Here is a 25,480-nt window from a genome sequence, read left to right as displayed (position 1 = left end):
AGCCTCAGCGCATGTCGAACACTTCCTGGTAGTAGCGCGAGCACCCGGCGCAGGTGTCGAAGAGGCCGGGCGTGGAGGCCGCGGGGTAGTAGGTGCCGTTGTAGAGCACTCGCAGCTGGCCGCCGTTGAACTGGTCCACGGCCATCACCCACGTGTACGTCTTGTCGTTCACGAAGCGGGTCACCAGGAAGGTGCCCAGGTGGGCCGAGCCGCTGAGGAACACGGGCATCGGCTTGCCGTCGTTCATCCACCGCGTGTCGTACCGGCCATAGCTGCCATGCCAGTGGCCCGCGTAGACGGCGGAGACGGGGAAGTCGTTCAGCGCCGCCATCATCTCCGTGCTCGCGCCCGAGCCCCAGTCGTGCATGTTGACGACGAGCTCCTGGCCCCGGCTGACGGCGTCCTGCAAGTCACTCCGCAGCCAGTTGATGGCGGACAGGATGTAGAAGTAGTCGCGGCGCGCCTCGCTGAAGTTCCAGCCGTTCCAGTCGCGCGTGTACGTGGGGTAGTTGTTGAGCTGGGCGAAGTGGACCTTGCCGATGTCCCACGAGTATCCCAGGCTGCCCGTGTGGTTCTTCCGGTTGCTGGGGAACTCGTAATAGACGCCGCTCTCCGAGTAGTCGAAGCGCGTGGCGTTGAGCGTCCAGACCTGGTCCTTGAAGTACCAGACCATGCCCGTGGCGCACTGGTTCTCGTAGCAGTCATTTACGTTGTTGGCGTAGTCGTGGTTGCCCAGTCCCAGGTAGACGTTGGACTGCACGCCGTGCTCGTAGATGTTGATGTAGTCGCCCAGGTCCACGTCCTGCTTGCCGAACTCCGTCAGGTCGCCGTTCACCACGGTGCCGCCGAACCGGTACTCGCCCAGCAGGTTCTTCACCTGGTTGATGCCGTTGACGACGTTGGTGTTGTAGTAGCGCGCCAGGTCGTCGTCGTTCCACCCCGCGAAGACCTGGTTCTCCCTGTCACAGAGCGGGCCCGGGCCGTCGTTGCAGTGCTTCCAGGAGAACTGCGGGTCCGAGGCGAAGACCATGAAGAAGTCGTTCGTCTGGAAGTTGGACCACGAGAAGCTCGAAATCATGTCGTTGTAGAGCCCGCCCACGTTCGGCACGTCCTGGAAGTACGTCCGCGCCAGCCCCACACCGCCGCTGTGCTGATAGGCGCGCACGCGCAGGCCCTTGGGGACGCGGATGGACGAGTACGCGTCGTTCATGAAGGGCTGGCTGCCGCCCTCGCAGAAGGTGTTGGAGGCGCCGCTGAAGTTCGTGTCCGCGTACGCCTGGAAGCAATAGGCCAGGCCGCCCTGGCTGCTGTTGAGCGTGAAGTCCGCGCGCTGGCCCGGTGAATAGGTAGCCGCGACGAGCATGTACCTGCCCGCGCCCAGCGACACCGTCAGCCGGCTGTTGAAGTTGCCTCCACTGTCGTCATCCTGGGCGATGAGCTGCGAGCCGTCCTGGTTGAGCAGGTAGAGATAGGTGTCGACGGAAGACATCAAGTCGAGCGTCACCGTCGCGGGCGCCGACAGGTCCAACCGGAACCGCGGGTTCTCGAACGTCCGGCCGGTGGAATTCACCCACGCGCTGCTCTTCGAGTCCGCCCACGCCACCGACGGCAGCACCAGCACGGCCGCCAGGAGCAGGCCGTGAATCCAAACAGCGCGCACTTCACGTGAGGAATGCATGTGTCTGTCTCCCCCTCTGAAAAGAAGTTGCAGGTATCGCTGCGTGGCCCTCAGCAAACCGCGAGCCACGACATTCCTGCATGAACTTTCAGAGGGGGGACGGCACGGAACGGAAGCGGAGCTCCAGGCCCAGGCGTTCAGGGTGAACGCGGGCGCGTCCTGGCGGGACGGGCGCGGCCTCGCTGCCCGTGTGGCGGGGAGGTGAAGCCCCGCGGCTTCAGTCCAGCAGGTGCGGATTGCGGACGATGAGCAGGCCGGCCTGCACGGTGGCCGTGTAGTCGTTGAGCCGGCCGGAGGCCATGAGCGCGCTCACGTCGCGGCTGCCGCCCTGGGCGAGCGCCTCGTCCACCTTCTTGTCGCCCTGGTTGTAGGCGGCAAGCGCCAGCCGCCAGTCGCTGTACTGCGTGTGCAGGTCCGACAGCAGGGTCGCGGCGGCCTGCGTCTCGCGCGTCACGTCCAGCCGCTCGTCCTTCGTGGCGCTCACCTCCAGCCCGTAGCGGCGTGCCGTCTCGGGGATGAACATCCACACGCCCGCGCCGCGCATGCCGGGGGCCAGCGACGGACGCCCGTCCGTCTCGGACATGTTCGTCACCGCCGACTCCACCACCGCCACGGCCAGCAGCCCCTCGGGCAGGCCCTTGGCGCGAAGGCCGGTCAGCAGCGCCTCGCGGTGCGTGCCCAGGTTCGCCAGCGCGCGCTTCATGAACGCGCGGCCCTTCTCCGTGCCGATGAGCCGGTTGAGCTGCTCCACCACCTTCGCGTCCACCACCACCGGCAGGTCTCCGGCGGGCTGGCTGGACTCGGCGAGCGCCTTCGCCTCCGCGAGCGTCACCGTGCGGCCGCGTGCCGCGCCCTGCGCCAGCGTCGCCAGGGGAAGGAGGACCAGGAAGAGCGCGGACAGCAGCGCCGCGGCGCCGTGGGCGCGCAGGGGACGGGGTTGGAACAGCATTTCGATTCTCCTCGCGGTGGGATGGGACATGCCGGTGGCTCCGGCGGGAAGGGGCGGTGCGCCCGGAAGGGTGAGCGCCGCTTGAAGCAGACAGCGGGCATACGCGTGCGCCTGGGCGCGGCCGCCCGCCACCAGCGCCTCGTCACATGCCAACTCCTGCAGCGAGACGAGCCAGCGCGACAACATGTGCGCGGCGGGATGCCAGAAGAAGGCGCCGGTGAGGACCAGGCGCGCGAAGGCCAGGTGCGTGTCGCGCTGGCGGTGGTGCTGCAATTCGTGCAGCACCGTGAGGCGCAGCGACTCCGCGTCACCGAGTACGGAAGGAGGCACCACCACCCACGCGGAAGGCCCGCCGCGCAGGCGCGGGAACCACGCGGAGAAGGCGGGTGTGCCCTCCTCGCCCAGCACCACGCGGACGCGGCCCACGCTCCGGACCCGGGGCCAGGACTCCAGCTGCCGCAAGAGGCGCCGGTGACGCATGAGCGCCCGGGCGGTAAAGACAGACGCGCCCAGGGCAACCACAAGCGCGGCGGCGGGCAGCAAGGGGAAGGACGTGGGCAAGGACTCACGGGGACGCTCGGCGGGCCGGGGCGGAGGTGCATCCCACGCGGGCCCGGGCAGGCGTCCCGCGTGCCGCGCCACCGAGCGCTCGAAGGTGAAGAGCGGCCCGGCCGGAGCCACCGCGTGCGCCACCGTGGCCACGAGCGGCAGGACGAGCGCCAACAGCAGCGCGCCCCGTCCCACGCTCAGGGACTGGCGCGCGGACAGCGGCGCCCCCAGCCGCGCGAGGACGGCCAGCGCCAGCCGCGAGAGCAGCAGCGCCACCGGCAGCAGCAGCGCCACGGCCAGATAGAGGGAGGCCAGCTCCCGGAGGACGGCGCTCATCGCGTGCCTCCCATCGCCGCGAGGCGCGGCGCCACCGCCACATCACCGGATGCGAGATGCCGGAGGACGGCGCTCATCGCTTGTCCCCCTTCGCCTTGAGCAGCTTGCGGATCTGCTCCACCTCGTCGGGCGCCAGCGGCACGGCCTCCACCAGCCGGGCCACGAGCGCGGACGGCGTGCCCGAGAAGAGCGTGTCCACCAGGTGGCGCACGCTCTGCGCCTCGTACGCCTCGCGCGGCAGCACCGCCGAGTACAGGTGCCCCCGCCCCTGCTTGCGGCTGTGCACCACGCCCTTCTGCTCCAGGATGCGCAGGACGGTGGACACCGAGGTGTACGCGAGCGCGCGCTCCGGCGGCAGCGCGGCGAGCACGTCCGCCACGCTCACCTCACCCTGCTTCCACACGAGTTGCATCAGCTCGAGCTCCACCGGCGTCAACGGCCGGGGCGCTTCGGGCTCGGGTTTGCTGGCCACGTGATTACCTCCGTGGCCAGCAAACTACTAAGTCCTTAGTTGGTCGTCAACTAAGCCCTTAGTTGATTCTCCGTGGGTCGTCTTGGCGCGGAGGCCTCAGACGCCCAGCGCCTCGCGCAGCTCCGGGAGGCGCGCGGCCTTCACCGCGCCGAAGACGAAGCGGTCCGGTCGCAGCACCACCACGTCGGCGGCCTGGCGGGAGAACCACTCCGTCAGCTTCCCGGTGACGTCCACCACGGCCGGGGCCTCGGACTTCGCGGCCTCGGGGCGGAACGTCACCAGCTTGCCGCCCAGGGACTGGGCCAGCTCGCGCGCCGCGGTCAGCTCCGCCTGGGGCGCGTCCCACCGGCACATCACCGTGAAGTCGTTTCCCAGGGCGTCGTCGAGGAGCACCTCCTCCCCTGACTCCAGCCGCACGCGGGGCTGGATGAAGTACGTGCCCTTGCCGCCGAAGTAGAAGCCCTTCTCGTGGAGCGGGGGCTGCTTGAACTTGAAGCCCTGGATGAAGTCGCGGACGCTCGGAATCCGCTGCAGCGTGCGCATCAGCGCGTCGCGGGCCGCGGCCAGCACGGGGTTGCGCGCCAGGAACAGGTGCCCCACGCGCACGCACAGCTTCTGCACCTCCTGCACGTGCGGGCGGCGCTCCTCCTCGTAGGTGTCCAGCAGCGCCGTGGGCGCCTGGCCGTGAATCACCCGCTTCAGCTTCCAGGCGAGGTTCGCCGCGTCGCGCAGGCCGGACACCAGCCCCTGGCCCATGAAGGGCGGCATGGTGTGCGCCGCGTCGCCCAGCAGGAAGATGTTGCCCTCGCGCCAGCGCGCCGCGCTGAGGCAGTGGAACGTGTACACCTGCGCGCGCTCGATGTGGACGCGCTTCGGGTCGATGTACGGCGCGATGAGCTTCGCAATCGTCTCCGGCTGCTCCAGCTGCTCGCGCGTCTCGCCGGGCAGCATCATGAACTCCCAGCGGAGCTGATTCACCGCGCCCGTCGCGACGAAGGCGGGGCGCTTCGGGTCGCACACGAAGCGGCAGATGTCGGGCGCCTCGCCGTCGATGGTGCCGGACACCGCCAGCCAGGGCTCGCCGTAGGCCTTGCCCGCCATGGGGATGCCCAGCGACTTGCGCACCGCGCTGCGCGCGCCGTCAGCCGCCAGCAGGTACCGCGCGCGCACCGTGCGCTCCTCGCCGCTGGCCACCTCGCGGTAGCGCACCGTCACCCCGTCGGGGCGCTGGTCCGCGCCCTCGAAGGCCGCGCCCGTGCGCAGCTCCACGTGCGGGAAGCGGCGCAGTCCGTCGCGCAGCGCGCCCTCCAGCAGCGGCTGGTGGAAGAACCACAGCGGCGTGTGCCCGAAGCCGAAGTCCGTCTCGCCCGTGTGCACCTCGGCGAAGCGCTTGCCGGAGCCGCCCACGTACTCCGCGAAGCGCGTCTCCCGCATGTCCTTCTGGAGCAGGTCCAAGAGCCCCGTGGCCTGGTAGATGCGCAGCCCCTCGTCGTCGCACGAGAAGGCCCGCGGCTCGCCGTGCGGCGCGGTGTCCCGCTCCAGGAGCAGCGTCCGCACCCCCATCAGTCCGAGGAGGTTGCCCGTGAGCGCCCCCACCGGACCGCAGCCGCTGATGATGACATCGACCTGCATGTCGGACTGTTGGCTGTCGCAACCCATGGGAGCCTCCTCGGGCAATCTCAAGCATATTGATTAACCAAAGGGTGTGACCACGCTGTGACGGCGTTCACAGGATTTCAGGGCTTCCGCTCAGAGTGGCGAGCTGCCGTATAGCGGGAAACCCACATGACAAGGATTGTCACTGCTGGGGCAAAGCCTACCCGTGACGGAGGCCCCGGCCCACCGTGTTACGTTGTCGCCTCTCCCAACCTCGGGGGGCCGGGGAGGACATGGCAGGAGACGACGCGGCAGGCACGCACGACTACCGCCTGGAGCTGCTGGGCGAAGCCCGGCTTCGGAGCGGTGAGGGACTCATTCCCCTGGAACGGCGGACGGCCGGAGTGCTGGCGTGGCTGGCGCTCGAGGGGCCGCACCCCAAGTACCGGCTCGCGGGCCTGCTCTGGGCCGAGTCCAGCGAGACGACGGCGCGCAACAACATGCGACAGCTCCTGCGCCGGCTGCGGCTCGCGTGCGGCGCGGAGCTGGTGCAGGGCGTGGACGTGCTCTCCCTCTGCGAGCGCGTCGTCGCGGACGCGTCGGAGCTGCAGGCGCACGTGCTCGCGGGGCGTCACGCCCAGGCCCTGCAACTGGATGGCGTGTTGCTGGGCGCGCTGGAGTACGAGGACTGCACCGAGTTCCAGGCGTGGCTGGAGGGCGCGCGCGAGCGGCTGGACAAGCTGCGCCGCCGGGCCGCGGCGCTGGAGTCCGAGGCGTGCGAGCGCCGGGGAGACATGTCGGGCGCGCTCTCGCTCGCGGAGCGGCTGCTGGGCATGGACCCGTACTCGGAAGAGGCGTGGCGCCGGCTGATGCGGCTGCACTACGTGTCCGGGGACCGGATGGCAGCGCTCAACGCCTTCGAGCGCTGCCGGCGCCTCTTGCGCGAGGAGCTGGACACCACGCCCCTGCCGGAGACGGTGGCGCTGGCGCGCGAAATCGAGCGGGGCCCGACGGCCGCGAAGCCCGGCCCACCGCCGAAGCCGAAGCTGCCGCTGTCCGTGCTGCGCCCGCCGGTGCTGGTGGGCCGCGAGCGCGAGTGGGCGCGCATGGAAGCGGCATGGGAGGCGGGGCAGACCATCTTCCTCGCCGGCGAGCCCGGGGTGGGCAAGACGCGCCTGGCCCATGACTTCGCCGCGTCGCGCGGCACGCACTTCATGCTGGAGGCGCGGCCCGGCGAGCTGAACGTGCCGTATGCCTCGCACGTGCGGCTGGTGCGGCAGCTGCTGTCCCGGGTGCCCAAACCGGACATGGAGCCGTGGGTGCGGCGCGAGCTGGCGCGGCTATTGCCAGACCTGGCCGGTCCTGAAGGCCCGCCCCCGCCCATGGCGGACGAGGCGGACCGCAGCCGCTTCCTCGAGGCGCACTGTCAGCTCATCTACCAGCTCTGCTCCGGCGTGGACGCGCTCGTCGCGGATGACTTGCAGTTCATGGACTCCGCCACCGCCGAGTTCGCGGTGCTGATGCTGTCGCGTCGCCATCCGCCCGGACCGGGAGGCCGCTTCCCGCGCTTCATCGACACCTACCGCAGCGACGAGCTGTCCCCCGGGGCCGTCGCCTGCGTGCAGCAGCTGGTGGTTTCGGGACTGGCCGTCGTCATCGAGCTGGAGCCGCTGGGCGCGGACGCGGTGGGCGCGCTGCTGGGCAGCCTGGATTTGCCCGGCGCGAAGGCGCTGGTGGGCGACGTGACGCGGCATACCGGCGGCAACCCGCTCTTCATCACCGAGACGCTCAAGGACCTGCTGGAGACGGGCGGGCTGGAGCGCGGCTGGCCCGAGCACGTCACGCCGTCCGTCCGGCTGCGGCAGCTCATCCAGCAGCGCCTGGAGCGGCTGTCCCCGCCGGCGCTGCAAGTCGCGAGACTGGCGGCGCTGGCACGCACGGACTTCGGCCTGGAGCTGGCCAGCGAGGTGCTGGAGATGCCGGCCCTCTCACTCGCCACGCACGTGGCGGAGCTGGAGGCGGCGCAAATCTTCCGGGGTGAGCGCTTCACCCACGATTTGCTCTTCGAGGTGGTGCGCCAGGGCGTGCCGCGGTCGCTGGAGGGCCTGCTCCACCGGAGGCTGGCGGCGGCACTGGAGCAGCGCCGGGCCGCGCCGGCGGTGGTGGCGCAGCACTGGATGGAGGGCAACGAGCCACGCCGAGCCGCGCCCTTCCTCATCGCCGCCGCCAATGCGGAGGCCGCGGCCCTGCGCCACCTGGAGGCGGCCGTGCTGTACCACCGCGCCGCCGCGCTCCTGGAGGAGACGGGCAACTCCGAGGAGGCCGCGCGCGTCAGGGCCCGGGCCCGGGGCATTCCCAGCGCCTGACGCAGCGTCCCAGGCCCGGAGCTTGCTTCGGGCCCGGGGCCCCCGTTCTGCTCGGAATCACACTTCGACATGCCCAACCGGTCAGGTGCCCGGCTGCCCTGCGGTGCAAATTCTCACAGCATGACTACGACCCTTGAACATGTCGGATTCAACAAGGTGACGTCGCTGTACCCCGAAGAGCATGAGCTGATGGCTCCTGAACAGGTAGCGGTCACGCCGCACAACGCGGCGCGGCTGCGACAGAAGGCGAGCCAGTGGCTCACCCGCGCACAGAAGGAGTTCCATGACGCCGTCTTCGCGCGCGACGGCTCCGACGAGGGGCTGGACCGCTACGCGAGCGCCCGCGCGGAGCTGGACTCGGCGGAGGCCTGGGCCCTGCGTGTGGCCGAGGCCCTCGGCCAGCAGCGGGACTGAGGGCCGCGGGGCCTCGCGCCCCACCTCGGGCCACCTTCGGCGCAAAGACAGACAGCGTCGGGAGAGGTCAGCGGGCGGTGCCCGTTGAACCACCCGCGAGCGGCGCGGGCTCGGCGGCCTTGGGGCGCTCGCCGTAGGGGAAGCGGTCCTTGAGCTTGAGCAGGTGCTTCTCGAAGAGGTTCCAGCTCACCAGCGCGATGCCCAGGGAGAGCCCGGCGGCCACCACGTAGAAGACCACCTGCATGGGGAAGTCGGAGCCGAGGATGGGCTTGAGCGGCGTACGAAGGAAGGACGTCCTCCGGAGGATGGCGTCCAGCGGCGAGTGGATGAGGTAGATGGCGTAGCTGTACTTGCCGTAGGTGCGCAGCAGCTTCGAGGAGAAGAAGCGGTTGAGCGGGTGGCCCGGCGCGACGGCCACGGCCCGGTGGACCACGGCCCCGAAGAGGACGGCGATGGCGGTGTAGCCAAGGGTCCGATTCACCGTGTGGAAGGCCGGGCCGACAGGCAGCACGACGAGGGTGAGCACCACCGGCACCGCCGCCCACACGGCGTAGCGCATCCAGGGGAACGCCTTCAGGCCCACACCCTCCGGGTGGCGCAGCGCCAGGGACAGGAGCGCGCCGATGGCCAGCGAGTCCACGCGGCAGAACGTCACCACGTAGGTGCTCTCGACGCTGGCGCCGGAGAGGGTGAGGCCCACGCGCACGAGGATGGCCATGGCGATGGTGCCGAGGCACAGGCGGATGGCACCGCGGTAGGACACCGCGGCGATGAGGAAGGGCCAGACGATGTAGAACTGCTCTTCAATCGCCAGCGACCACACCACGCCGAGGATGGGGTGCGTGGTGTCCACCCACAGCTGGTAGAAGTTGGAGAGGTAGAGCAGGTACCACGTCGCGCCGTCGGTGGTGATGCGCTGGTCCAGGTTGAGGCGTCCGGCGAGCGACGGCAGCACCAGGAAGGAGACGGCGAGGGCCAGGTAGTAGAGCGGGAAGATGCGCAGGAAGCGGCGCATGTAGAAGTTGCGGAAGTAGAAGGGCTGCCCCTTGGCCTCCCAGAGGATTCCGGTGATGAGGAACCCGGAGAGGACGAAGAAGAGGTCCACGCCCGTCCAGCCCGCGCCGGCCAGCCACCACGTCGCGCGGCCGAGGGCGCTCTGGTCGCTCAGGTGGGTGGTGTGAAAGAAGACCACCAGGAGGACGGCGAGGCCTCGCACACCGTCGAGCACGGGCAGGTGGCCCTGCAGGCGAGGAGCGTGCGCCGCCGCGGCATCCGGGCGGGCGAGGTTGGCGGACATGGCGGTGGGCTCTCCTCGGAGGTTCCGTGCGCGGCCCCTCTTCTCGCGCACGACGGCCCGACTCTTACCAACGCGTGAAATTTCCAACAAGACCGGGACTCTGGGACACGTGGGTCAGCGACCGGGCAGGCGTGCGCTCCGCGCCCCTCTTCCGGAGCGCAGCGTCCCTTCACCGTGGCTGCGCGAGCCCCTCCACGGCCGGGCCGGCCTCAGGGCCCGTTGTGCTGACACTTCCCGTCCGGAACAGCGCGGGCCCGGACTTCACAGGATGAAGAAAGCGGCTTCACCGCGGGCAGGCACGCGGAGACCAGCGCCTTCATGACCTCCGCGGTCACCTTGTCGGCGGTGGCAATCTCGGCGGGGGAGTACCGAATGCGGCCCGAGACGATTCGCTGCACGAACACGGTGAGCTTCGTGTCACCCCCGTTCCGCGTGAGCACCACATCGAGGTTCTGCTTTCCCTCTGAGCTCCCGGGCAACTGGACCGACCACCGCTCGCTCTCTCCGGAGAGCACGGCGCCGGGGATTCCCTCCAGCGCCTGACGAATGCAGGCGTCGGTGACTTCCGCCCGGACCGACACGGTGCGGTTGAGGCCCTCGAGCTCATCACATCCGAGGAGTCCCCCGCAGGCCGCGACCACCACGGCGAGGTTCAAGTGACGCGGCGTTGAACGGGTCATGGACCTGGGCCTGGGAGGATGGGACATGGGTACCTGCGCCTTCTCCGTGTAGACAGGCAACGATTCAAACAAATACATACACGCCGACCGGGAAGGACGGAGATTCCAGCAAGCCGACCATCATGCCACTCGATGAAGTCAGGCTGCGACAGGAACAGGCAGATTCGTCCATGTCTCCAATCCGTTCTGGGCGCCGCCATTCACCCAGCCAGGGCTCCGCCACCGGCCGGCCGGTACGCCCCGAAACCGCCGGGCTTGGGAAAAAGACACGGCCCGGTGAAACTCCGGGCCGGCTCGTGACACGGAGGGGCCGTGGCCCTTCTTTCCGCGGTGAAAATGGTGCTGGCAGGTGCGCCCCCGTCCGACATGGACCGGGAGCGTGCCCTGCTGCGCCGTGCGCGTGCCGGCGACCCCGCCGCCTTCCGGACGCTCTTCGAGCGCCATTCCCCCGGCGTGTGGCGCTTCCTGCGCGATTTGCTCCGCGACGAGGCCGCCGCCGACGAGGCGACGCAGGAGACCTTCGTCCGCGCCCACGGGCGGCTCGGCGCGCTGCGCGACCAGGACCGGCTCGGCGCGTGGCTGCTGGGCATCGCCCGGCACGTGTACCTGGAGTCCCGGCGCAGCCGCGGCGTGCACGTGGACGTGGACGACGAGGAGCACGCCAGCCGCGTGGAGGCCGTGCTCCCCACGCCCACGCCGGAGGACCTGCTGCTGGACCGCGAGCTGGAAGGACTGCTGGCCGACGCGCTCGGCATGCTGCGCGAGGAGCGGCGCGCGGCGCTGCTCTTGCGCATCGACCACGGCCTTCCCTACGAGGAGATTTCGTCGGTCATGGGCTGGTCCCTGCAGAAGGTGAAGAATGAAATCCACCGCGCCCGGCTGCAGCTCCGCGAGCAACTGGCCGCCCACGTGGGAGGCCGGCCATGAGCGCATGCCGTGAGGGAGAGCTGGACGCGCTGCTCGCCGGAGAGCTGTCCCCCGAGGACGCCGCGCGCGTGGACGCCCACGTGGACACCTGCCCCGCCTGCCGGCATGCCCTGACGTGGCTCCGCCTGGAGCGCGGGTGGATGGCCCAGCGCGCACGCCGCACGCCCGCGCGCCCCGCGCTGAGCTTCTCCGCGCTGGAGGCCCGCCTGGCACGCCCCGCCATTCCCCCCTGGGTGCCCCTGCCGGGCAGCTGGGCCAACTGGGGGAAGATGATGATGGCCGCCGCCGCCACGGTGGCCTTCGTGGGCCTCAGCCTGATGCAGGGCGGGCCCGTGCCCCTCGGCGACGAGCCCCGCGGGCGCGACGTGCGCATGCTGGGCGAGGCGTGCGAGGACCCCTCGGGTGAGGCCGTGGCCGCGCTCGAGGCCGCCCTGGGCGCGTGCCTCGTGGCCTCGCCCGTCATCTCCTCCCGCTGAAGACCACGGGTCGCAGGCCCTGGAACACGAAGACCCCCGGAGCCTTGAGCGGCGCCGGGGGTCTTCTCACTTCAGCGCTCGCGCACCCGACTCAGGGCACGGGGAGAGGGAACTTCGTGTTCGCGTACTTGATGGCGTCGGAGGCCTGCACCAGGCCGAAGCCGTACTGCTTGTCCTGCCCGGCGGGGCCCAGGTCCTTGGCGCTCTTCTCCAGCGCCTCGCGCACCTGGGCGGGCGTGAGGTCCGGGCGCGCGCTCTTCACGAGAGCGGCCGCGCCCGCCACGTGGGGCGTGGCCATGGAGGTCCCCGACTGCACCAGGTAGTCCGTGCCGGTAACGTCCACCGTCACCTGCTGCCCGATGAGCCCCTTCATGGTGTTGGCGGTATCCAGGGACACCCACGTCGTGGGCACCCAGATGGCGGACGGCGCGGTGAGCGTGAAGCCGCCACTCGGGTCCTCGGCGACGTTGTTGCCGATGATGACGGCCTTGGCACCCGCTTGGATGACATTGCGCGCCTTCTCCTCGAAGTAGAGGCCGCCGCCGCGGTCCACGTAGGCCACGAAGCCCGAGCAGTTGGCCTCCTCGCCGCACGAGCTGATGCTGTCCCCCAGGCCGCAGTTGACCAGCCGGCCCGTGTACGAGCTGAGGCCCGAGTACTCCAGGGGGTCGGACGTGAAGTGCGTCCCCCCCGCCGCGACATCCGAGAACGGCGAGGCGCCGACGATGCTGGCGCTCAGCACCTCCACGCCCGGCCCCACCAGCGACACCTCCGCGCCGAACTGGGAGAAGGACGCCCACTCGCCCTTGAAGTCCACCGCGCCCACGGCCACCACGGCCGCATAGGCGGCGGGAAACGCGACCTTGTCCGCGCCGGAGTTGCCGGTGGCCGCGAAGGCGAGCATGCCGCCCTGCAGGGCCTTCTCGAAGGCCAGCTTCTCGTCGTCATCCGAGGAGTTCGAGCCCAGCGACAGCGAGGCGATGTTCGCGCCCTGCGAGCTGCACCAGTCGACGGCGGCGATGACGTCATCCGTCTTGCCGCTGCCCGTCACGTCCAGCACGCGGGCAATCAGCAGCGACACGGTGGGCGCCACGCCCGCCACGCCGTTGGGCTCCTTGCCCGGGCGCACCTTGCCCCCCACGCCGAGCTGCGCCGCGATGGTGGCCGCGGTGTGCGTGCCATGGCCGCCGCCATACACGTAGACGCCATCCTTCAGGGTGCGGTCCAGCGGACCGTCGCCCTCGATGACGTCTTCGTGGTCGATGAAGTCCATGCCGCCGATGTAGGCCGCCTTCAGCTCGGGGTGCCGGTCATCCCAGCCGCTGTCGATGACACACACCTTGATGTTCGTGCCCGACGCGCTCCCCGGGTCGATGGCGCCGTCGTTGTTGGCATCCCAGACATCGGTCGCCTGGATCATCTTCAGGCCCGGGGTGTACTCGCCCACGGAGCCGACGGTGCTGGCCGTGCCGTGCAGCAGGGCACTGGTGGGGAGCCGGGGCATTCCGAAGGCGTGCACCGTGCGGTTCGGCCGCACCGACACCACGTCCGGGTTCTTCGCGAGCGCCGCGCGCGCCTCGGCCGACAGCCGCGCGGACACGAGGTTGAGCTTGGGGAAGCGGCGCTTCACCTGCCCCCCCACGCGCGTCACGTCGGTGGCGAAGGCGTCCGCGCTGGCCATGGCGCTGGCGGACACGCGGGGGCGGAAGGAGATGAGCACATCCTCCAGGCCATCCTCCGCCACCAGCGCCTGGGCCCGGGGGGACTTCGGCACCGACTCCTCGACGGTCCCCGGACAGGCTTGCGGCTCCACCTCGGACGGCGGCTTCTCGCTGCAGGCCACCACTCCTCCGACCAGCCCAAGCCAGACCCAACGCTTCATGTCGTTCTCCTTACACGCCCCGGCCAGCGGGTGGTGTGCGGCATCCCTCTCCGGCACGCGACCGGGCCGGATGGGACGAGAGGACAGCCTGTCCTGTTCCCGGCGCGCAAGTTAAGCACGCATGTCGGCCGGCCGCTCGGGTGCTTGTCCGCCGGACAACGAGCGTTTGACGGGCTCGGCCGCGCGTGCGTGGAGCGGTGGACGTTGGGCTCCTAGAAACAGAAGATTTCAGGCATCCGCGCTGTCCACGCCGAAGATGCGCAGCGCGTCAGCGTCGTACGTGGCGAGCTGGCGCTGCGTCTCGGCGGCATCCCAGCCCAGGCGCGGCGCCATCACCTCGGCGGCCACGCGGGCGGCGGCGCGGCCCTGGTCTCGCGTCTCGAAGGCCACCTTGAGGCGGCGAACGAGCAGGTCGGACAAGGTATGCGCCAGCTCATGGGTGACGCCCCATGCGGCCTCGGCGGCGCGGTAGGGCAGGCCGTCGGCGAGAGGCCGGGCCAGCGCGGGCTCCGCGCGAGTGAGGGCCCACACGCGGCGCCAGCGGCTGCCATAGGCGCGCACCAGGTGCACGGCGGTGGCGTCGTCACCGACCTCCGCGCGAGCGGCGGCGAACTCCGCGTCCAGGCTGGGGATGTCACCGCCGGGCAGGGGCAGCGTCTCGGTGGGAGACTTGCGGCGGGCCTGGCCCAGGTGGCGCTCCACCGCGTCCACCACGTCGCGGGCCATGACCCGGTAGGTGGTGAGCTTGCCGCCGCTGATGGCCAGCACACCCGAGGGACTCACGTCGATGGCGTGCTCGCGGCTCGCGCTGCCCGCATCCGTCGGGGCACCGTGATAGCCGCTGGCGACGAGGGGCCGGATGCCGGCCCAGGCGCTGACGACGTCCTCGCGGGTGAGGTGGGCGTCGGGGAAGAAGGCGTTGGCGGACTCCAGCAGGTAGGCCACGTCGGCCTCGCTGGCGCGCACCTCCGCGGGGTGGGCGCGCGTGGACGTCTCCGTGGTGCCAATGATGGTGAAGCCCTCGGCGGGCAGCACGAACATGACGCGCCCGTCCTTGGGGGACAGCAGCGTGAGCGCGTCGCGGTGGCCCAGGCGCTCGCGCGGCACGGCGAGGTGGACACCCTTGCTGCCGCGCACCGCGGAGCTCATGTGGTCGGGAGCATCGAGCTTGCGGATTTCATCGCTCCACGGCCCGGTGGCGTTGACGATGGCGCGAGCGCGCACGGTGACTTCCTGGCCGGTGAGGTGGTCCATCACCACGGCGCCGCGGGCCTGCCCCTCGTGCAGGACGAGGCCGCGCACGGAGGCATGGTTGAGCACGGTGGCACCGGCCTCGGACGCGCCCACGGCGTTGGCCAGGGTGAGGCGCGCGTCGTCGGTGGCGGCGTCGTAGTAGCGAGCGCCGCCCTTGAGCCCATCCGAGCGCAGACCCGGCTCCATCTCCTGCACCTGGCGCAGGTTGAGGCGCTGGTAGCCCTTCACGTTCCGGAAGAGCGACAGGGCGTCATAGAGCATGAGACCCGCGTTGAGCTTCCACCGGGGCACGCGCGCGCCCTCGTAGACGGGCCAGATGAAGGCCAGGGGACGCACCAGGTGCGGGGCCAGTTGGAGGAGCCGCCGGCGCTCGATGCTGGACTCGAAGACGAGCCCGAGGTGACCGTGCTCCAGGTAGCGAAGGCCGCCGTGGATGAGGCGCGACGAGCGGCTGGAGGTGCCGCTCGCGAAGTCGTCACGCTCGACGAGGGCGACCTTGAGGCCGCGCAGCGCGGCGTCGCGAGCCGAACCGGAGCCGGTGACACCTCCGCCGATGATGAGGAGGTCGAACTCCTCCGTGGCCAGCGCGCGCAAGCGGTCCGCGCGGGGCGGAGGCGATGGGACTTCGGCCTCGGAGGACGGCTGGCGGAGCGCGGCGGATTCGGAACGCACGGAGAGAGTTTAATGCCACGGCACCGACACGGCAGTGGAATTCAATGCGTCGCGTCAAGAGTGATACACCGCGTGTGGCTCGCGAGGGCTTCCAGGTGTTGAAGACGGGTCACCTCTTGGGGGAGGCGACCTTGCGTGTCCAGGGGAAGACGGCTAGGAGGCGACCGCCCCACCCCTTCCCTCCCAGGCCGAGCCTCCGTGCTGAACCGTCATGACCGACGAGACCTGGCGTGCCTGGGACTGATGGTCCTGGTGTACGGGCTCGCCGTCGCGCCGGTGGTGCACGCGGTGGTGGGGCACGGAGGCGGTGGACGCGTCCCGCACGTCCACGTGCATGGCTCGGGTGAGCGGGCGCACTCGCACGGCTCGAAGCAGCGGGACGTGCCGGATGAGCAGGCACCGGGCAAGGGCCATGGACCGGGCGGGCATCAGCACGCGGCGGGCTCGGTGGAGCACCTGCATGCGCTGGCGGCCTCCTGGACGGTGGTGGAAGCGCCGCGCGTCCATGGAGTGTCGTGGTTCGCGCAGGTCCTGCGAGGGCCGTCACGCGCACCGGGCTCGGCGCCGCGACTGACGGCGATGCCGCAGGGCCCGTAGATAGGCACGCGGGGAAAGACATCCAAAGTGCTTTCAGGCGCGTAGGTGTCGCACGGTCGAAGCGGCGCCTGTGGGCCTGTGCCTTCGTCCGTGCCGTGTATCCGTCCTGCCGGTGGAGCCGTCCACCGGGGAGACGCGTGCCTCGTGGTGTGTCCATGGGCGCGTGAGTCCCCGTGACGTGTCTTTGCGCCGCTGTCTGTCATTGCGTGCCCGTGCTCTTCGTAACCGCGTTGTCGGTGTGTGCCCTTGCCGTGTCACCTGCCGTTCCCCCGGAGGGGGGACGTGCGGCCGAGGCCCCACCTCCCGTCGTGCAGCCCGGGCCCGAGACACCACCGGACGCGGACACCGAGCCTTCTTCCAAGGACACCGAGCCTCCGTCCCCGGACACTCAGCCTCTAGCCCAGGACACCGAGCCTCCTTCCGCGGACTCCCAGCCTCCGGCCCAGACGCCCACCGAGAAGTCCACGGAGGCACCGTCCACGGTGGTGCGAGGCACCCGTCCCACGCAGAGCGCGGCCGAAGTGACGCTCGGCCGGGACATCCTGGACGCGGCGCCCAGGACGAGCGCCGTGGACCTGCTCCGCGCGGTGCCGGGCCTCGTGGCCTCGCAGCACAGCGGAGAGGGCAAGGCGCACCAGCTCTTCCTGCGCGGCTTCGATGCGCTGCACGGCCAGGACGTGGAGTTGGACGTGGGCGGCCTGCCGGTGAACGAGGTGAGCCACATCCACGCGCTCGGCTACGCGGACACCAACTTCGTCATCCCCGAGGTCGTCCGCGCGCTCGAAGTCACGGAGGGCTCCTACCGCGCGTCGCAGGGAGACTTCGCCGTCGCCGGCACGGTGCGCATGGACCTGGGCGTCGAGGAGCCCGGCGTCCACCTCTCGGGCACGCTGGGCCAGTACGGGCAGCGGCGGCTCGTCGTCACCGTGCGCCCGGGAGACGACGAGGGCACCTTCGCCGCGGTGGAGCTGGGCGAAGGCAACGGCTACGGCGCGCAGCGCGGCTACGGGCGAGCCTCCCTCCTCGCGCAGGCCACTACGAAAGTGGGTGACGGGCTCACGGTGAGGGCGCTCGGCGGCAGCTACGTCACGCGCTTCGACTCACCGGGCGTGGTGCGCGAGGACGACCTGCTCGCGGGGCGTAGCACGTTCTTCTCGCCCTCCACCACGAGGCAGGGCGGCACCGTGACGCGGCATCAGCTCCTGCTGGGCTTCGAGCTGCCCCGCACGGGCAAGGGACGCACGAAGCTGGAGGTCTTCGGAATCCTCTCGGACCTGCGGCTGCGCAACAACTTCACCGGCTACCGCGTGGACGACCGCGGAGACGGGCTGGAGCAGACGAACGACGGCAGCACCCTGGGCGCACGCGCCGAGCACCGTCGCAACGTGACGGCGTTCGGCCGCCCCGTCGCGCTCGAGCTGGGCCTCGGAGCCAGGCGTGACGGCGTGGAGCAGACGCAACGGCGTTACCGTGAGTCGGACGGCACCTTCTTCACGGACGAGGTGGACGCGCGAATCACCCAGACGGACGTGTGGGGCTGGGCGGAGGCGCGCATGGCCATGGGCCGCTGGGCGCTGCGCCTGGGCGGACGCGCTGACGCGCTGGGCGTGGAGGTCTTCGACGCGCTCGCCTTCAGCGACCCGCGCTTCTACGACGGGCGAGGCTACGCACGCAGTGCCTTCGGCATGCACCTGGGTGCGAAGGCGGGCGTGGAGTACGCCCTCGGAGACACCGCGGACACGTGGCGCCTCTTCGCCAGCTACGGCGACGGCTTCCGCTCCCCGCAGGCACGCAGCCTGGCGGAAGGTGAGCGAGCCCCCTTCGTCTCCGTGAAGGGCGCGGAGCTGGGTGCACGTCGCGACGGCGAGCACTGGGCCGCGCAGGTCAGCCTCTTCGGCTCGCAGGTGGCCAACGACTTCTTCTTCGACCACGCGGTGGGCAGCACCGTTTACACGGGCGAGACGCTGCGCTCGGGCGTCTCCGCGGCGGTGCAGGCGAGGCCGGTGCACGGGCTCGTCGCGGCGCTGAGCGCCACGGTGGCGCACGCGTACGTCACGGAGACGGACACGCTGCTCCCCTACTTCGCGCCGCTGGTGGCACGTGCGGACGTGGGCTGGGAGCAGCCGGTGACGTGGGCCTGGCTGGGCGGCACGAATGCGACATTCTCGGTGGGCACGGGGCTCACGTTCCTCGGCCCGCGTCCGCTGCCCTTCGACGAGCGCAGCCGCACCGTGTTCCTCGCGGACGCGTACACGGCGGTGAGGCGAGGCGAATTGGGCCTGCGGCTGGAGGTGAAGAACCTGCTCGACGCGCGCTGGCGCGACGGCGAGTTCGTCTACAGCTCCCGCTTCGACCCGGAGTCCGTGCCGAGCCTCGTGCCGGCGAGACATTTCACGGCGGGGTCACCTCGGATGGCCTCGCTCACCCTGGAGGTCCACCTGTGATTCGCAGACACGTCCTGATGGGCGCGCTCGCCCTGACCCTGAGCGGCTGTGGCAGCGAAGCGGAGCGCCGCACCTTCCCCGTCGAGATGACGGGCACGCTTCCCAGCGGCGCCAACGAGAAGGGCTGGACGGTGACGCTGGAGTCCGCGCACGTGTCCGTGGGCCCGGTGCGCTTCTTCAATGGCCGCGTGCTGCTGTCCCGGCGCGCGCCGCGCTTCGACTGGTACTCGCTCATCGGCGGCACGGCGCACGCGCACCCGGGCCACTACGTGGCGGGAGACGCGCTGGGCGAGGTGCTGACCACCGCGACCGTGGACCTGCTGACAGGAGCGCCGCTCGGAGATGCGAGCGCGGTGACGGGCGAGTACGGTTCCCTGGAGCTGACACTCGCCGCGCCCACGGCGTCGACGGATGCGAAAGGTGTGCTGGGCGGCCACGCGGTGCGAGTGCGGGGGACAGCGCGCAATGGTGACGGAGGGACGGTGCGCTTCGACGCGGTGGCGGACCTGCCGGCTCCGGTGGCGGGTGTACGCTTCGAGAAGTCCCTGGGGCTGGAGGCCGGGCGGGTGCGCATCGCCGTGGACCTGGGGACATGGCTGGGCCGCATCGACTTCGCCACCGCGACCGACCCGGACGCGGACGGCGTCTACACGTTCCCCGCAGGCAGCCAGGCGCAGAACGCGCTGGTGCGCGGCGTGGAGGACACCACCACCTACGTCGTGACGTGGGAAGAAGGAGCCGCGCAATGAAGAACTGGATGCTGGGGCTGTCGTTCCTCGGACTGGCCGCCTGTGGTGAGGGCAAGGGCACCGTCACGTTCACCACGTACGGCGAGGACTACATCGAGAAGCAAATCCCCGCGGCCACGACGGGCGGGGCCGGCTTCGTGGACGGCTGGACGGTGAAGTACGACAAGTTCCTGGTGATGCTCGGCGAGGTGAAGGTGGCCACGCACGAGGAGACGGGCGCGCAGCAGGGCCAGTCGAAGGTGTTCGACCTGCACAAGCCCGGACCGGTGGTGGTGGAGACCTTCACCGACCTGGCCGCGAAGGACTGGGACCACGTCAGCTATGCGATTGCGCCCTGGCCCGAGGCAGTGGCGGGCAACGCGGACGCGCAGGACGTGACGATGATGAAGACGGGCGGCTACTCCGTCTACGTGCAGGGCACGGCGACGAAGGGCACGGTGACGAAGCGCTTCGGCTGGGGCTTCCCCACGGACACCGTCTACGAGCACTGTGAGAATCCGGACCTCGGCGAGGGCGTCACGGTGCCGGACGGCGGTGAGGAGAAGGTGGAGCTCACCATCCACGGCGACCATCTCTTCTTCGACGACCTGCAGTCGCCGAGCGCGAAGATGCGCTTCGACGCGCTGGCCGACGCCGACAAGCTGGGCATCGTCGGTGCGGACGGGGACATCACGCTGGAGGAGCTGCAGGCGGTGGACCTGACCGAGCTGCCGTCGGACCGGTACGGCACCGGCGGCGTGGGCGGCGTGCACAACCTGCGCGACTTCGTGACGGCGCTGGTGCGGACGGTGGGTCACTTCCGCGGCGAGGGCGAGTGCAGCCCTCGGGCCCGTTGAGTCGCCTGACAGGACTGGAAGAAACCACGCTGGCGCGGTGAGCGCGGCAGGGAGCGCCGCGAGCCTCACCGCGCCAGGAGCCAGGACCTGGGGCCGACCTCCCCGGTCCTGGGGTTGTTGCGGAGAGACGGAGCCGACGTCAGCTCTTCTTGTTGCCGCCCCAGCTGTTGCCCTGGCCCGGCGTGGTGCCGCCACCGGAGCCACCGCCCGACCCGCCCGAGCCGCTGCCGTCGGACGTGTTGCCCGAGTGGCGGGGGTTGTTCGGGTTCATCTGGTTGGAGCGGTTGTCCTGCGACGCCTTCTGCGCGGGGTTGTTGGGGTTCTTGGTGTCGGAGCGCTGATCGTTGGGGCTGGGAGTCTTGCCACTGTCCTTGCTCATGGACCTACCTCGGGAGCCCCTGGCGAGAGTGCCAGGGGAGGGCCGCAAACTAGGAAGCGCGCTCGCGCGGCACACTCGGCCGGAGGGCCCGCGCCGCTGTCGGGAAACGCACGCCCGGCGGGTGCACACGCGACGTGACGGAGGAGGGCCCGGATGCCGCCGCGAGCCGGGGTGCCTACCTCGTGCCCGAGGAGGTGATGGACGCGTGAGGATGGTGACCTATGAACGCAACGGCCGGACCAACACGGCCGCCCAGGCGTTGCGGCTGGAAGGCCTGAAGCTGCTGAAGGTGCTGGAGCAGGGCGAGGTGGTGACCGAGCGCGCCCTGACGGCGGACGAGGCCCAGAGGCTGGGCCCGCTGCTCGAGGCGGCCGGACGAGACCCCGCCCCCGCCGTCATGGTGCCGCAGGGAGGCGGGCCGGAGGGGCTGGCCGTGACGCTCGCCTTCGAGGACGAGGAGACCCCTCGCGTGCGCCTGGCGACAGAGCGGCTCCCCGCGCGCGGAGCGGGCCCCGTATACGACGCGCTGCTCGCGGAGATGGACGCGCTGCTGACGGCGGAGCTCCACACGCGGGCGCCGAGGCACGCGCACGTCGTCTGGCCGCACGAGCTGCGCGAGGAGGAGTAGCGAGCGAGGCCACGACGGGCCTTCCGGGTGGGGCTCCGCGCGCGAGCCCCGCCAGGGAGGCTGCTCGGCGGACGAGCCTGGAAGTAGGTCCAGGTGGGGTTGCCGGGGGCGCGGTGTTCTGTGAAGAGAGGGGGATGAAGCGCGTGCAGTTCTCCGTGCATCGCACGGTGGGAGAAGCGCGGCTGCTGGCGGGTGCGCTGGAGGCCGCGGGAGTGTCGGTGGAGGTGCGCGGCGAATCGCTCGCTCCGCTGAGTGGGGAGATTCCCAGCGGCGAGACGTGGGTGGAGCTGTGGCTGTGGCCGCACGAGCTGGAGCAGGCGCGCGGCCTGCTCGCCGAGCTGCGGGAGAACCAGGAGGCGTCGGAGCGCTCCGTGGAGTGCCCGAAGTGCCGGGAGGAGAACCCGGGGAACTTCGAGCTGTGCTGGAGCTGCGGCCTGGAGCTGCCCTCGGGGCTGCGACCGCGCCTGCGGGCGGTGTAGACAGACCCGCCTGGGAAGCGATGGCGGAGTCCTCTTCGGTGAGGCATGGAAGAGGCTCTGGCAGAGAGGGAGGAGGGGCGCGTGGACAATCCGTCGATGACGACAGGGGCCGACCCGCGAGGCTCCGGAGAACAGCACCGGCGCAGGCTGGACCGGGGGATGCGCAGCCTCCTGATTGTGTGCGGCGTTGCCCTGCTCATCCACCTCATCCCGCTCTTCCTGCCCAGGAACATGCCCGAGCAGGAGCTGGCCATCGCCCGCGCCGCGACGACCGCGGAGGAGCGGGTGCATTTCCTGATGCCGCTGCGACAGCACCCGAAGGCCACGCCCGCGGAGCTGCGCGAGGCCGCGGAGTTGCTGCTGGACGGAGCGCCGGCCGAGGCCCACGAGCTGGCACAGGAAGCGGAGCGCAGGGACCCCAGCGCCCTGGAGACTCAGCTGTTGCTGGCGCGCATCTGTGACGTGGAGCGGATGGAGCGCTGCGTGAGCACCTCGCTGGAGCGGGCGGCACAGGTTGCGCCGAAAGACGCCCGGCCGGACCTGCTGCGAGCCGACTTCCAGGAGAAGGACGGCGACGTGACGGGAGCGGCCGAGTCGATGAGGCAGGCGTATGGCAAGGCTCCGGAGGACCCTGTCATCGGCCTGCGCTACGTGAGGCTGCTGAGTGCCTCGAAGCACGGGGACGAGGCGATGTCCGTGCTGAAGGGGCTCGCGGGACAGCTCCCGCGAGGCCGGCTGCTGGTGGAGCAGGGCCGGGTGTGGACGCGCGAGGGGCGGGACGCGGACGCGGTGAAGCTCTTCCGCAAGGCGGTGGAGGAAGAGCCGAGGCTGGGCGTCGGCTACTTCGAGCTGGGGCTTGCGCTGTACCGGCTGGGGAACACGGAGGCGGCCGAGGAGTCCCTGCGCCAGGCGGACCGGCTGGACTTGAGCGACCCCAGAGCGCTCGCGGCCCTGTGCGCGATGCAGCTCGAGCAGCGGCGCATCGACGACGCACGGCTGACGCGGATGGACCTGGAGCGTCGCTTCTCGGGAAGGATGGAGCTCATCCGGCAGTCCTGCAGCATCCCGTGAGTCGGCGCGCCCGAGCCGGCTCAGCGAGGCTCGGTGCCGCGAAGCTGCCGGAGCATCTTCGCGGAGGACTTCACCTCGGTGTCGACGGAGCCATCCACGCGCTCGGTGCGGACGACGGCCTGCAGGTAGGGGAGCGCCTCGTCGTCGCGCCCCTGCTGGAAGAGCAGCTCCCCGAGGGCGAAGCGGGCCCGGGTGAGCAGGACGATGTCCTGGGCGGCGACCGCGGCGTCGATGGCGTCGCTGAGGGCGGACTCGGCCAGCTCGGGTTGCCCCCGGGCGAGGAGCTCACGAGCACGCTGGAGGTATTCCTGGACGTTCATGGCACGGACAGATGGGCGGCGGGGATGGGACGCAAGGGGCCGCTCCGGGTTAAGGGTAGCCACCCATGGACGAGAAGCGCATTGCCGAGCTGGAGCTTCGCTACATGCAGCAGCAGGACCTGCTGCAGGAGCTGAGCGACGTGCTGTACGACCAGCAGAAGACCCTCTCCGCGCTGAAGGCGGAGGTGGAGGGCCTCAAGCAGAAGCTGTCGGGAGACCCCGGGCTGGTGGACGCCCGGCAGCAGGAGCGTCCACCGCACTACTGAGGCCTAGAACTTGTAGCCCAGGCGCAGGCCGATGACGGGATTGGGCTCGAGGTAGCCGACCTCGATGCCGATGCTCGCGGCCTTGCCCTGCAGGCCGAAGCCGAAGGCTGCGTGGGCGCGGAACTCGTCGTTGCGGCCGAAGACAATCCACGGTCCGGCCATGCCCTCGATGTAGACGCTTCGGGCGACGTTGGCGCGCAGGTAGATGTCGAGCGGAATGCCGACGTCATTGCCGTCCGTGATGAGCGTCGCGCCGAACCGCGCGCCAACGGAGAGCGGGCCCGTGATGCGTCCCTCGACGCCGAGGGTGAAGCTGAAGGCGGCGCTCTCATCAATCCAGTAGTCAGCTCCGAGACCGACGCGGACGGCAGCAGCCTCGGAAGTCGTGGGGGCGAAGAACAGGCCGACCGCGAGCAGGCCGCCGAGGCAGGGACGAAGCAGCTTCATGCGAGAGGCTCCTGAGTGACGGGGGGAGCGCCACTCAATCAAGCCGCGAGCAGCGAGGCCAGCCACACAGTGGCTTCAGCACGCGTGAAACGCGAACTTCCGCGCCGGACACCCAGTCGCAGCGGAAGGGGGACACTCTCAACGGACAGCGCGGCCTGAGCCGAGAGAAACAGCGCGGGTCTTCGTCGTCTCGGTGCGGGTTCGCGAGGTGTCAGCGGCGTACCGCACGAGCAGGGCGAGCACCACCGTCGGCCGTTAGACAGCGGGACGTCATCAGGAGACGTCGCATGAAAGCCATTCGTTATCACCAGGTGGGCGGGCCCGAAGTCCTTCGTCTCGAGGAGGTTCCGGAGCCGGTGGCAGCCCCCGGAGAAGTGCGCATCCGGGTCCACGCGGCGGGAGTGAACTTCGCGGACACCGAGCGCCGGAGAGGGCTGTACGACGCGAAGGTGCCCCTACCGCGAATCCTCGGGAGTGAAGCAGCCGGCGTGGTGGAGTCCGTAGGCCCGGGAGTGGACGCGGCCTGGCTGGGCCGGCGCGTGGTGGCCCTGGCGGCGAGAAGCTACGCGGAGCGGGTGACAGTGCAGGAGCAGGAGTTGCTCGTGCTTCCCGAGCGCGTGTCCTTCGAGGAAGGCGCCGGCCTCCTCGTGCAGGGACTCACGGCGTGGCACCTCATCCACACGATGAGTCATCTGTCCGCGGGACAGTCCGTGCTCATCCACGCGGCCGCGGGCGGAGTGGGCCTGCTGGCGGTGCAGCTCGCCAAGGCCGTGGGAGCCCGGGTGATTGGAACGGTGTCGACGGAGGCGAAGGCCCGGCTCGCACGAGAGCTCGGAGCCGACGAAGTCCTCCTGTACGGCGAGAGCGATGTCGCGGAGCGGGTGCGCGCCCTGACGGGAGGCCGCGGTGTGGAGCTGGTCCTCGACTCCGTGGGCGCGAGCACCTGGAAGAGCAGCCTGGATTCACTGGCGGTCTTCGGCCACCTGGTGAGCTACGGCAGCGCGAGCGGTGCACCGCCTCCGGTGGACGTGGAGTCGCTGTATGAGAAATCCCTGAAGGTGAGCGCTTATTGGCTGCGCACGAACCACCCGCCGGAGCTGCAGCGTCACGCCCGTGAGGCTTTGCGGGCGGAGCTGGCTGAGGGCCGGCTGCGGGTGCGCCCGGGCCTGGTGCTGGACCTGGCCGAGGCCGCCGAAGCCCACCGCCAGCTGGAAGGCCGGAGCACGGTGGGCAAGGTGGTGCTGCGCGTGCCGTAGGCCTGGCGAAGCACGGGGCTTCGCGGCAGCTCCGCCGGCCCTGGCAGCCGCAAAGGCCAACGCACAAAAAAGAAAACCCCCGTTGCCACGAGGGCAACGGGGGTTCTCAAAAAGAATCCGGCAGCGACCTACTCTCCCGCGCGGTTTCCCGCGAAGTACCATCGGCTCTGGAGGGCTTAACTTCCGTGTTCGGGATGGGAACGGGTGGGACCCCTCCGACATAGCCACCGGAAAACAAGCGACAGTGCATACAAAGGGTAAGTTTCAATTCTCTGCGAGAAGAAAGTCTCGCCGTGCCTATTTTTTTAGAAGCGTCTTCCGGGCGAGTGCTTTCGCACTCGAGCCTCGGCCTTGGCCCCGAGTCCCTTACGCCCCTAGAGGAGGCATGGAAGAGAACGGGGAAAGTAAGCCGCTCGACCCATTAGTACCGGTTAGCTCAACGTGTTACCACGCTTACACA

General features: G+C 70.3%; 24 protein-coding genes and 1 rRNA gene. 13 read left to right on the top strand and 12 right to left on the bottom strand.

Annotated features, from left to right (window positions below; genetic code table 11):
• Positions 1 to 4 precede the first annotated feature (4 nt).
• From G4D86_RS07165 to mhpA, 4 genes are all read right to left on the bottom strand, one after another.
• Positions 5 to 1,678: a hypothetical protein gene (locus G4D86_RS07165; protein ID WP_163990938.1), complete on the bottom strand. Its 1,674-nt coding sequence runs from the start codon at positions 1,676 to 1,678 to the stop codon at positions 5 to 7.
• Positions 1,679 to 1,895: 217 nt separating this feature from the next.
• A complete protein-coding gene (locus tag G4D86_RS07160) occupies positions 1,896 to 3,512 on the bottom strand; it encodes a M56 and MltD domain-containing protein (protein WP_163990935.1) in 1,617 nt (538 codons plus the stop codon).
• Positions 3,513 to 3,585: 73 nt separating this feature from the next.
• On the bottom strand, positions 3,586 to 3,984 hold the full coding sequence (locus G4D86_RS07155) for a BlaI/MecI/CopY family transcriptional regulator (RefSeq protein WP_163990933.1): 399 nt from the start codon (positions 3,982 to 3,984) through the stop codon (positions 3,586 to 3,588).
• A gap of 96 nt (positions 3,985 to 4,080) precedes the next feature.
• Entirely contained in the window at positions 4,081 to 5,643 is a 1,563-nt protein-coding gene (gene mhpA / locus G4D86_RS07150) for a bifunctional 3-(3-hydroxy-phenyl)propionate/3-hydroxycinnamic acid hydroxylase MhpA (protein WP_163990932.1), read from the bottom strand.
• A gap of 230 nt (positions 5,644 to 5,873) precedes the next feature.
• Between mhpA and G4D86_RS07145 the strand changes: the two genes are divergently transcribed.
• Positions 5,874 to 7,946 (top strand): ATP-binding protein, encoded by a 2,073-nt coding sequence (locus tag G4D86_RS07145; RefSeq protein WP_163990929.1) that lies wholly within the window; start codon positions 5,874 to 5,876, stop codon positions 7,944 to 7,946.
• A gap of 120 nt (positions 7,947 to 8,066) precedes the next feature.
• On the top strand, positions 8,067 to 8,360 hold the full coding sequence (locus G4D86_RS07140) for a FruA-associating protein, FapA (protein WP_163990927.1): 294 nt from the start codon (positions 8,067 to 8,069) through the stop codon (positions 8,358 to 8,360).
• Between the two features lie 67 nt (positions 8,361 to 8,427).
• Here G4D86_RS07140 and G4D86_RS07135 read toward each other — a convergent pair whose 3' ends face one another.
• Together G4D86_RS07135 and G4D86_RS07130 are read right to left on the bottom strand one after the other, a co-directional pair.
• Positions 8,428 to 9,657: an acyltransferase family protein gene (locus G4D86_RS07135; protein WP_163990925.1), complete on the bottom strand. Its 1,230-nt coding sequence runs from the start codon at positions 9,655 to 9,657 to the stop codon at positions 8,428 to 8,430.
• A 209-nt stretch (positions 9,658 to 9,866) separates the two neighbouring features.
• Entirely contained in the window at positions 9,867 to 10,337 is a 471-nt protein-coding gene (locus G4D86_RS07130; protein WP_163990924.1) for a hypothetical protein, read from the bottom strand.
• Between the two features lie 312 nt (positions 10,338 to 10,649).
• Between G4D86_RS07130 and G4D86_RS07125 the strand changes: the two genes are divergently transcribed.
• The gene (locus G4D86_RS07125; protein ID WP_163990922.1) at positions 10,650 to 11,264 is read left to right on the top strand and encodes an RNA polymerase sigma factor; all 615 of its coding nucleotides are present in this window, start codon (positions 10,650 to 10,652) and stop codon (positions 11,262 to 11,264) included.
• Positions 11,261 to 11,740: an anti-sigma factor family protein gene (locus G4D86_RS07120; RefSeq protein ID WP_163990919.1), complete on the top strand. Its 480-nt coding sequence runs from the start codon at positions 11,261 to 11,263 to the stop codon at positions 11,738 to 11,740. The genes G4D86_RS07125 and G4D86_RS07120 overlap by 4 nt, the downstream gene beginning before the upstream one ends.
• Before the next feature lie 91 nt (positions 11,741 to 11,831).
• Here the strand turns inward: G4D86_RS07120 and G4D86_RS07115 are convergent, their stop codons facing one another.
• A complete protein-coding gene (locus G4D86_RS07115; protein WP_163990918.1) occupies positions 11,832 to 13,622 on the bottom strand; it encodes a S8 family serine peptidase in 1,791 nt (596 codons plus the stop codon).
• A gap of 228 nt (positions 13,623 to 13,850) precedes the next feature.
• Entirely contained in the window at positions 13,851 to 15,548 is a 1,698-nt protein-coding gene (gene glpD / locus G4D86_RS07110; RefSeq protein WP_163990915.1) for a glycerol-3-phosphate dehydrogenase, read from the bottom strand.
• A gap of 198 nt (positions 15,549 to 15,746) precedes the next feature.
• On the opposite strand from glpD, the gene G4D86_RS07105 reads away from it, so the two are divergent.
• From G4D86_RS07105 to G4D86_RS07090, 4 genes are all read left to right on the top strand, one after another.
• The gene (locus G4D86_RS07105; RefSeq protein WP_205519489.1) at positions 15,747 to 16,145 is read left to right on the top strand and encodes a hypothetical protein; all 399 of its coding nucleotides are present in this window, start codon (positions 15,747 to 15,749) and stop codon (positions 16,143 to 16,145) included.
• A gap of 482 nt (positions 16,146 to 16,627) precedes the next feature.
• Entirely contained in the window at positions 16,628 to 18,589 is a 1,962-nt protein-coding gene (locus G4D86_RS07100) for a TonB-dependent receptor (RefSeq protein WP_205519525.1), read from the top strand.
• Complete coding sequence (locus tag G4D86_RS07095) at positions 18,586 to 19,338, top strand: hypothetical protein (protein WP_163990912.1); 753 nt, start codon at positions 18,586 to 18,588, stop codon at positions 19,336 to 19,338. Before G4D86_RS07100 ends, G4D86_RS07095 begins: the two co-directional genes overlap by 4 nt.
• Positions 19,335 to 20,174, top strand: a complete 840-nt coding sequence (locus G4D86_RS07090) for a hypothetical protein (protein WP_163990910.1) — start codon at positions 19,335 to 19,337, stop codon at positions 20,172 to 20,174. Before G4D86_RS07095 ends, G4D86_RS07090 begins: the two co-directional genes overlap by 4 nt.
• A gap of 139 nt (positions 20,175 to 20,313) precedes the next feature.
• Here the strand turns inward: G4D86_RS07090 and G4D86_RS07085 are convergent, their stop codons facing one another.
• The gene (locus tag G4D86_RS07085) at positions 20,314 to 20,553 is read right to left on the bottom strand and encodes a hypothetical protein (protein ID WP_163990908.1); all 240 of its coding nucleotides are present in this window, start codon (positions 20,551 to 20,553) and stop codon (positions 20,314 to 20,316) included.
• A 205-nt stretch (positions 20,554 to 20,758) separates the two neighbouring features.
• Between G4D86_RS07085 and G4D86_RS07080 the strand changes: the two genes are divergently transcribed.
• From G4D86_RS07080 to G4D86_RS07070, 3 genes are all read left to right on the top strand, one after another.
• Positions 20,759 to 21,181 (top strand): hypothetical protein, encoded by a 423-nt coding sequence (locus G4D86_RS07080; RefSeq protein WP_163990906.1) that lies wholly within the window; start codon positions 20,759 to 20,761, stop codon positions 21,179 to 21,181.
• A gap of 134 nt (positions 21,182 to 21,315) precedes the next feature.
• Entirely contained in the window at positions 21,316 to 21,660 is a 345-nt protein-coding gene (locus G4D86_RS07075; RefSeq protein WP_163990904.1) for a putative signal transducing protein, read from the top strand.
• Positions 21,661 to 21,819: 159 nt separating this feature from the next.
• Positions 21,820 to 22,731, top strand: coding sequence for a tetratricopeptide repeat protein (locus tag G4D86_RS07070; RefSeq protein WP_163992132.1), 912 nt, complete (start codon positions 21,820 to 21,822; stop codon positions 22,729 to 22,731).
• A gap of 20 nt (positions 22,732 to 22,751) precedes the next feature.
• Here the strand turns inward: G4D86_RS07070 and G4D86_RS07065 are convergent, their stop codons facing one another.
• Positions 22,752 to 23,051 (bottom strand): tetratricopeptide repeat protein, encoded by a 300-nt coding sequence (locus G4D86_RS07065; protein WP_163990902.1) that lies wholly within the window; start codon positions 23,049 to 23,051, stop codon positions 22,752 to 22,754.
• A gap of 65 nt (positions 23,052 to 23,116) precedes the next feature.
• Here G4D86_RS07065 and G4D86_RS07060 point away from each other — a divergent pair, with 65 nt between their 5' ends.
• A complete protein-coding gene (locus G4D86_RS07060) occupies positions 23,117 to 23,317 on the top strand; it encodes a SlyX family protein (RefSeq protein ID WP_163990901.1) in 201 nt (66 codons plus the stop codon).
• A 3-nt stretch (positions 23,318 to 23,320) separates the two neighbouring features.
• On the opposite strand, the gene G4D86_RS07055 is transcribed toward G4D86_RS07060, so the two are convergent.
• Positions 23,321 to 23,764: a porin family protein gene (locus G4D86_RS07055; protein ID WP_163990899.1), complete on the bottom strand. Its 444-nt coding sequence runs from the start codon at positions 23,762 to 23,764 to the stop codon at positions 23,321 to 23,323.
• A 287-nt stretch (positions 23,765 to 24,051) separates the two neighbouring features.
• On the opposite strand from G4D86_RS07055, the gene G4D86_RS07050 reads away from it, so the two are divergent.
• Positions 24,052 to 25,020, top strand: a complete 969-nt coding sequence (locus tag G4D86_RS07050) for a quinone oxidoreductase family protein (RefSeq protein ID WP_163990897.1) — start codon at positions 24,052 to 24,054, stop codon at positions 25,018 to 25,020.
• Between the two features lie 115 nt (positions 25,021 to 25,135).
• Here the strand turns inward: G4D86_RS07050 and rrf are convergent.
• A 5S ribosomal RNA gene (gene rrf / locus G4D86_RS07045) occupies positions 25,136 to 25,252 on the bottom strand.
• Between the last annotated feature and the right edge of the window lie 228 nt (positions 25,253 to 25,480).

Source organism: Pyxidicoccus caerfyrddinensis (genome assembly GCF_010894405.1).
Lineage (GTDB): Bacteria > Myxococcota > Myxococcia > Myxococcales > Myxococcaceae > Myxococcus > Myxococcus caerfyrddinensis.
This window is presented reverse-complemented; position numbering and strand designations above follow the sequence as displayed.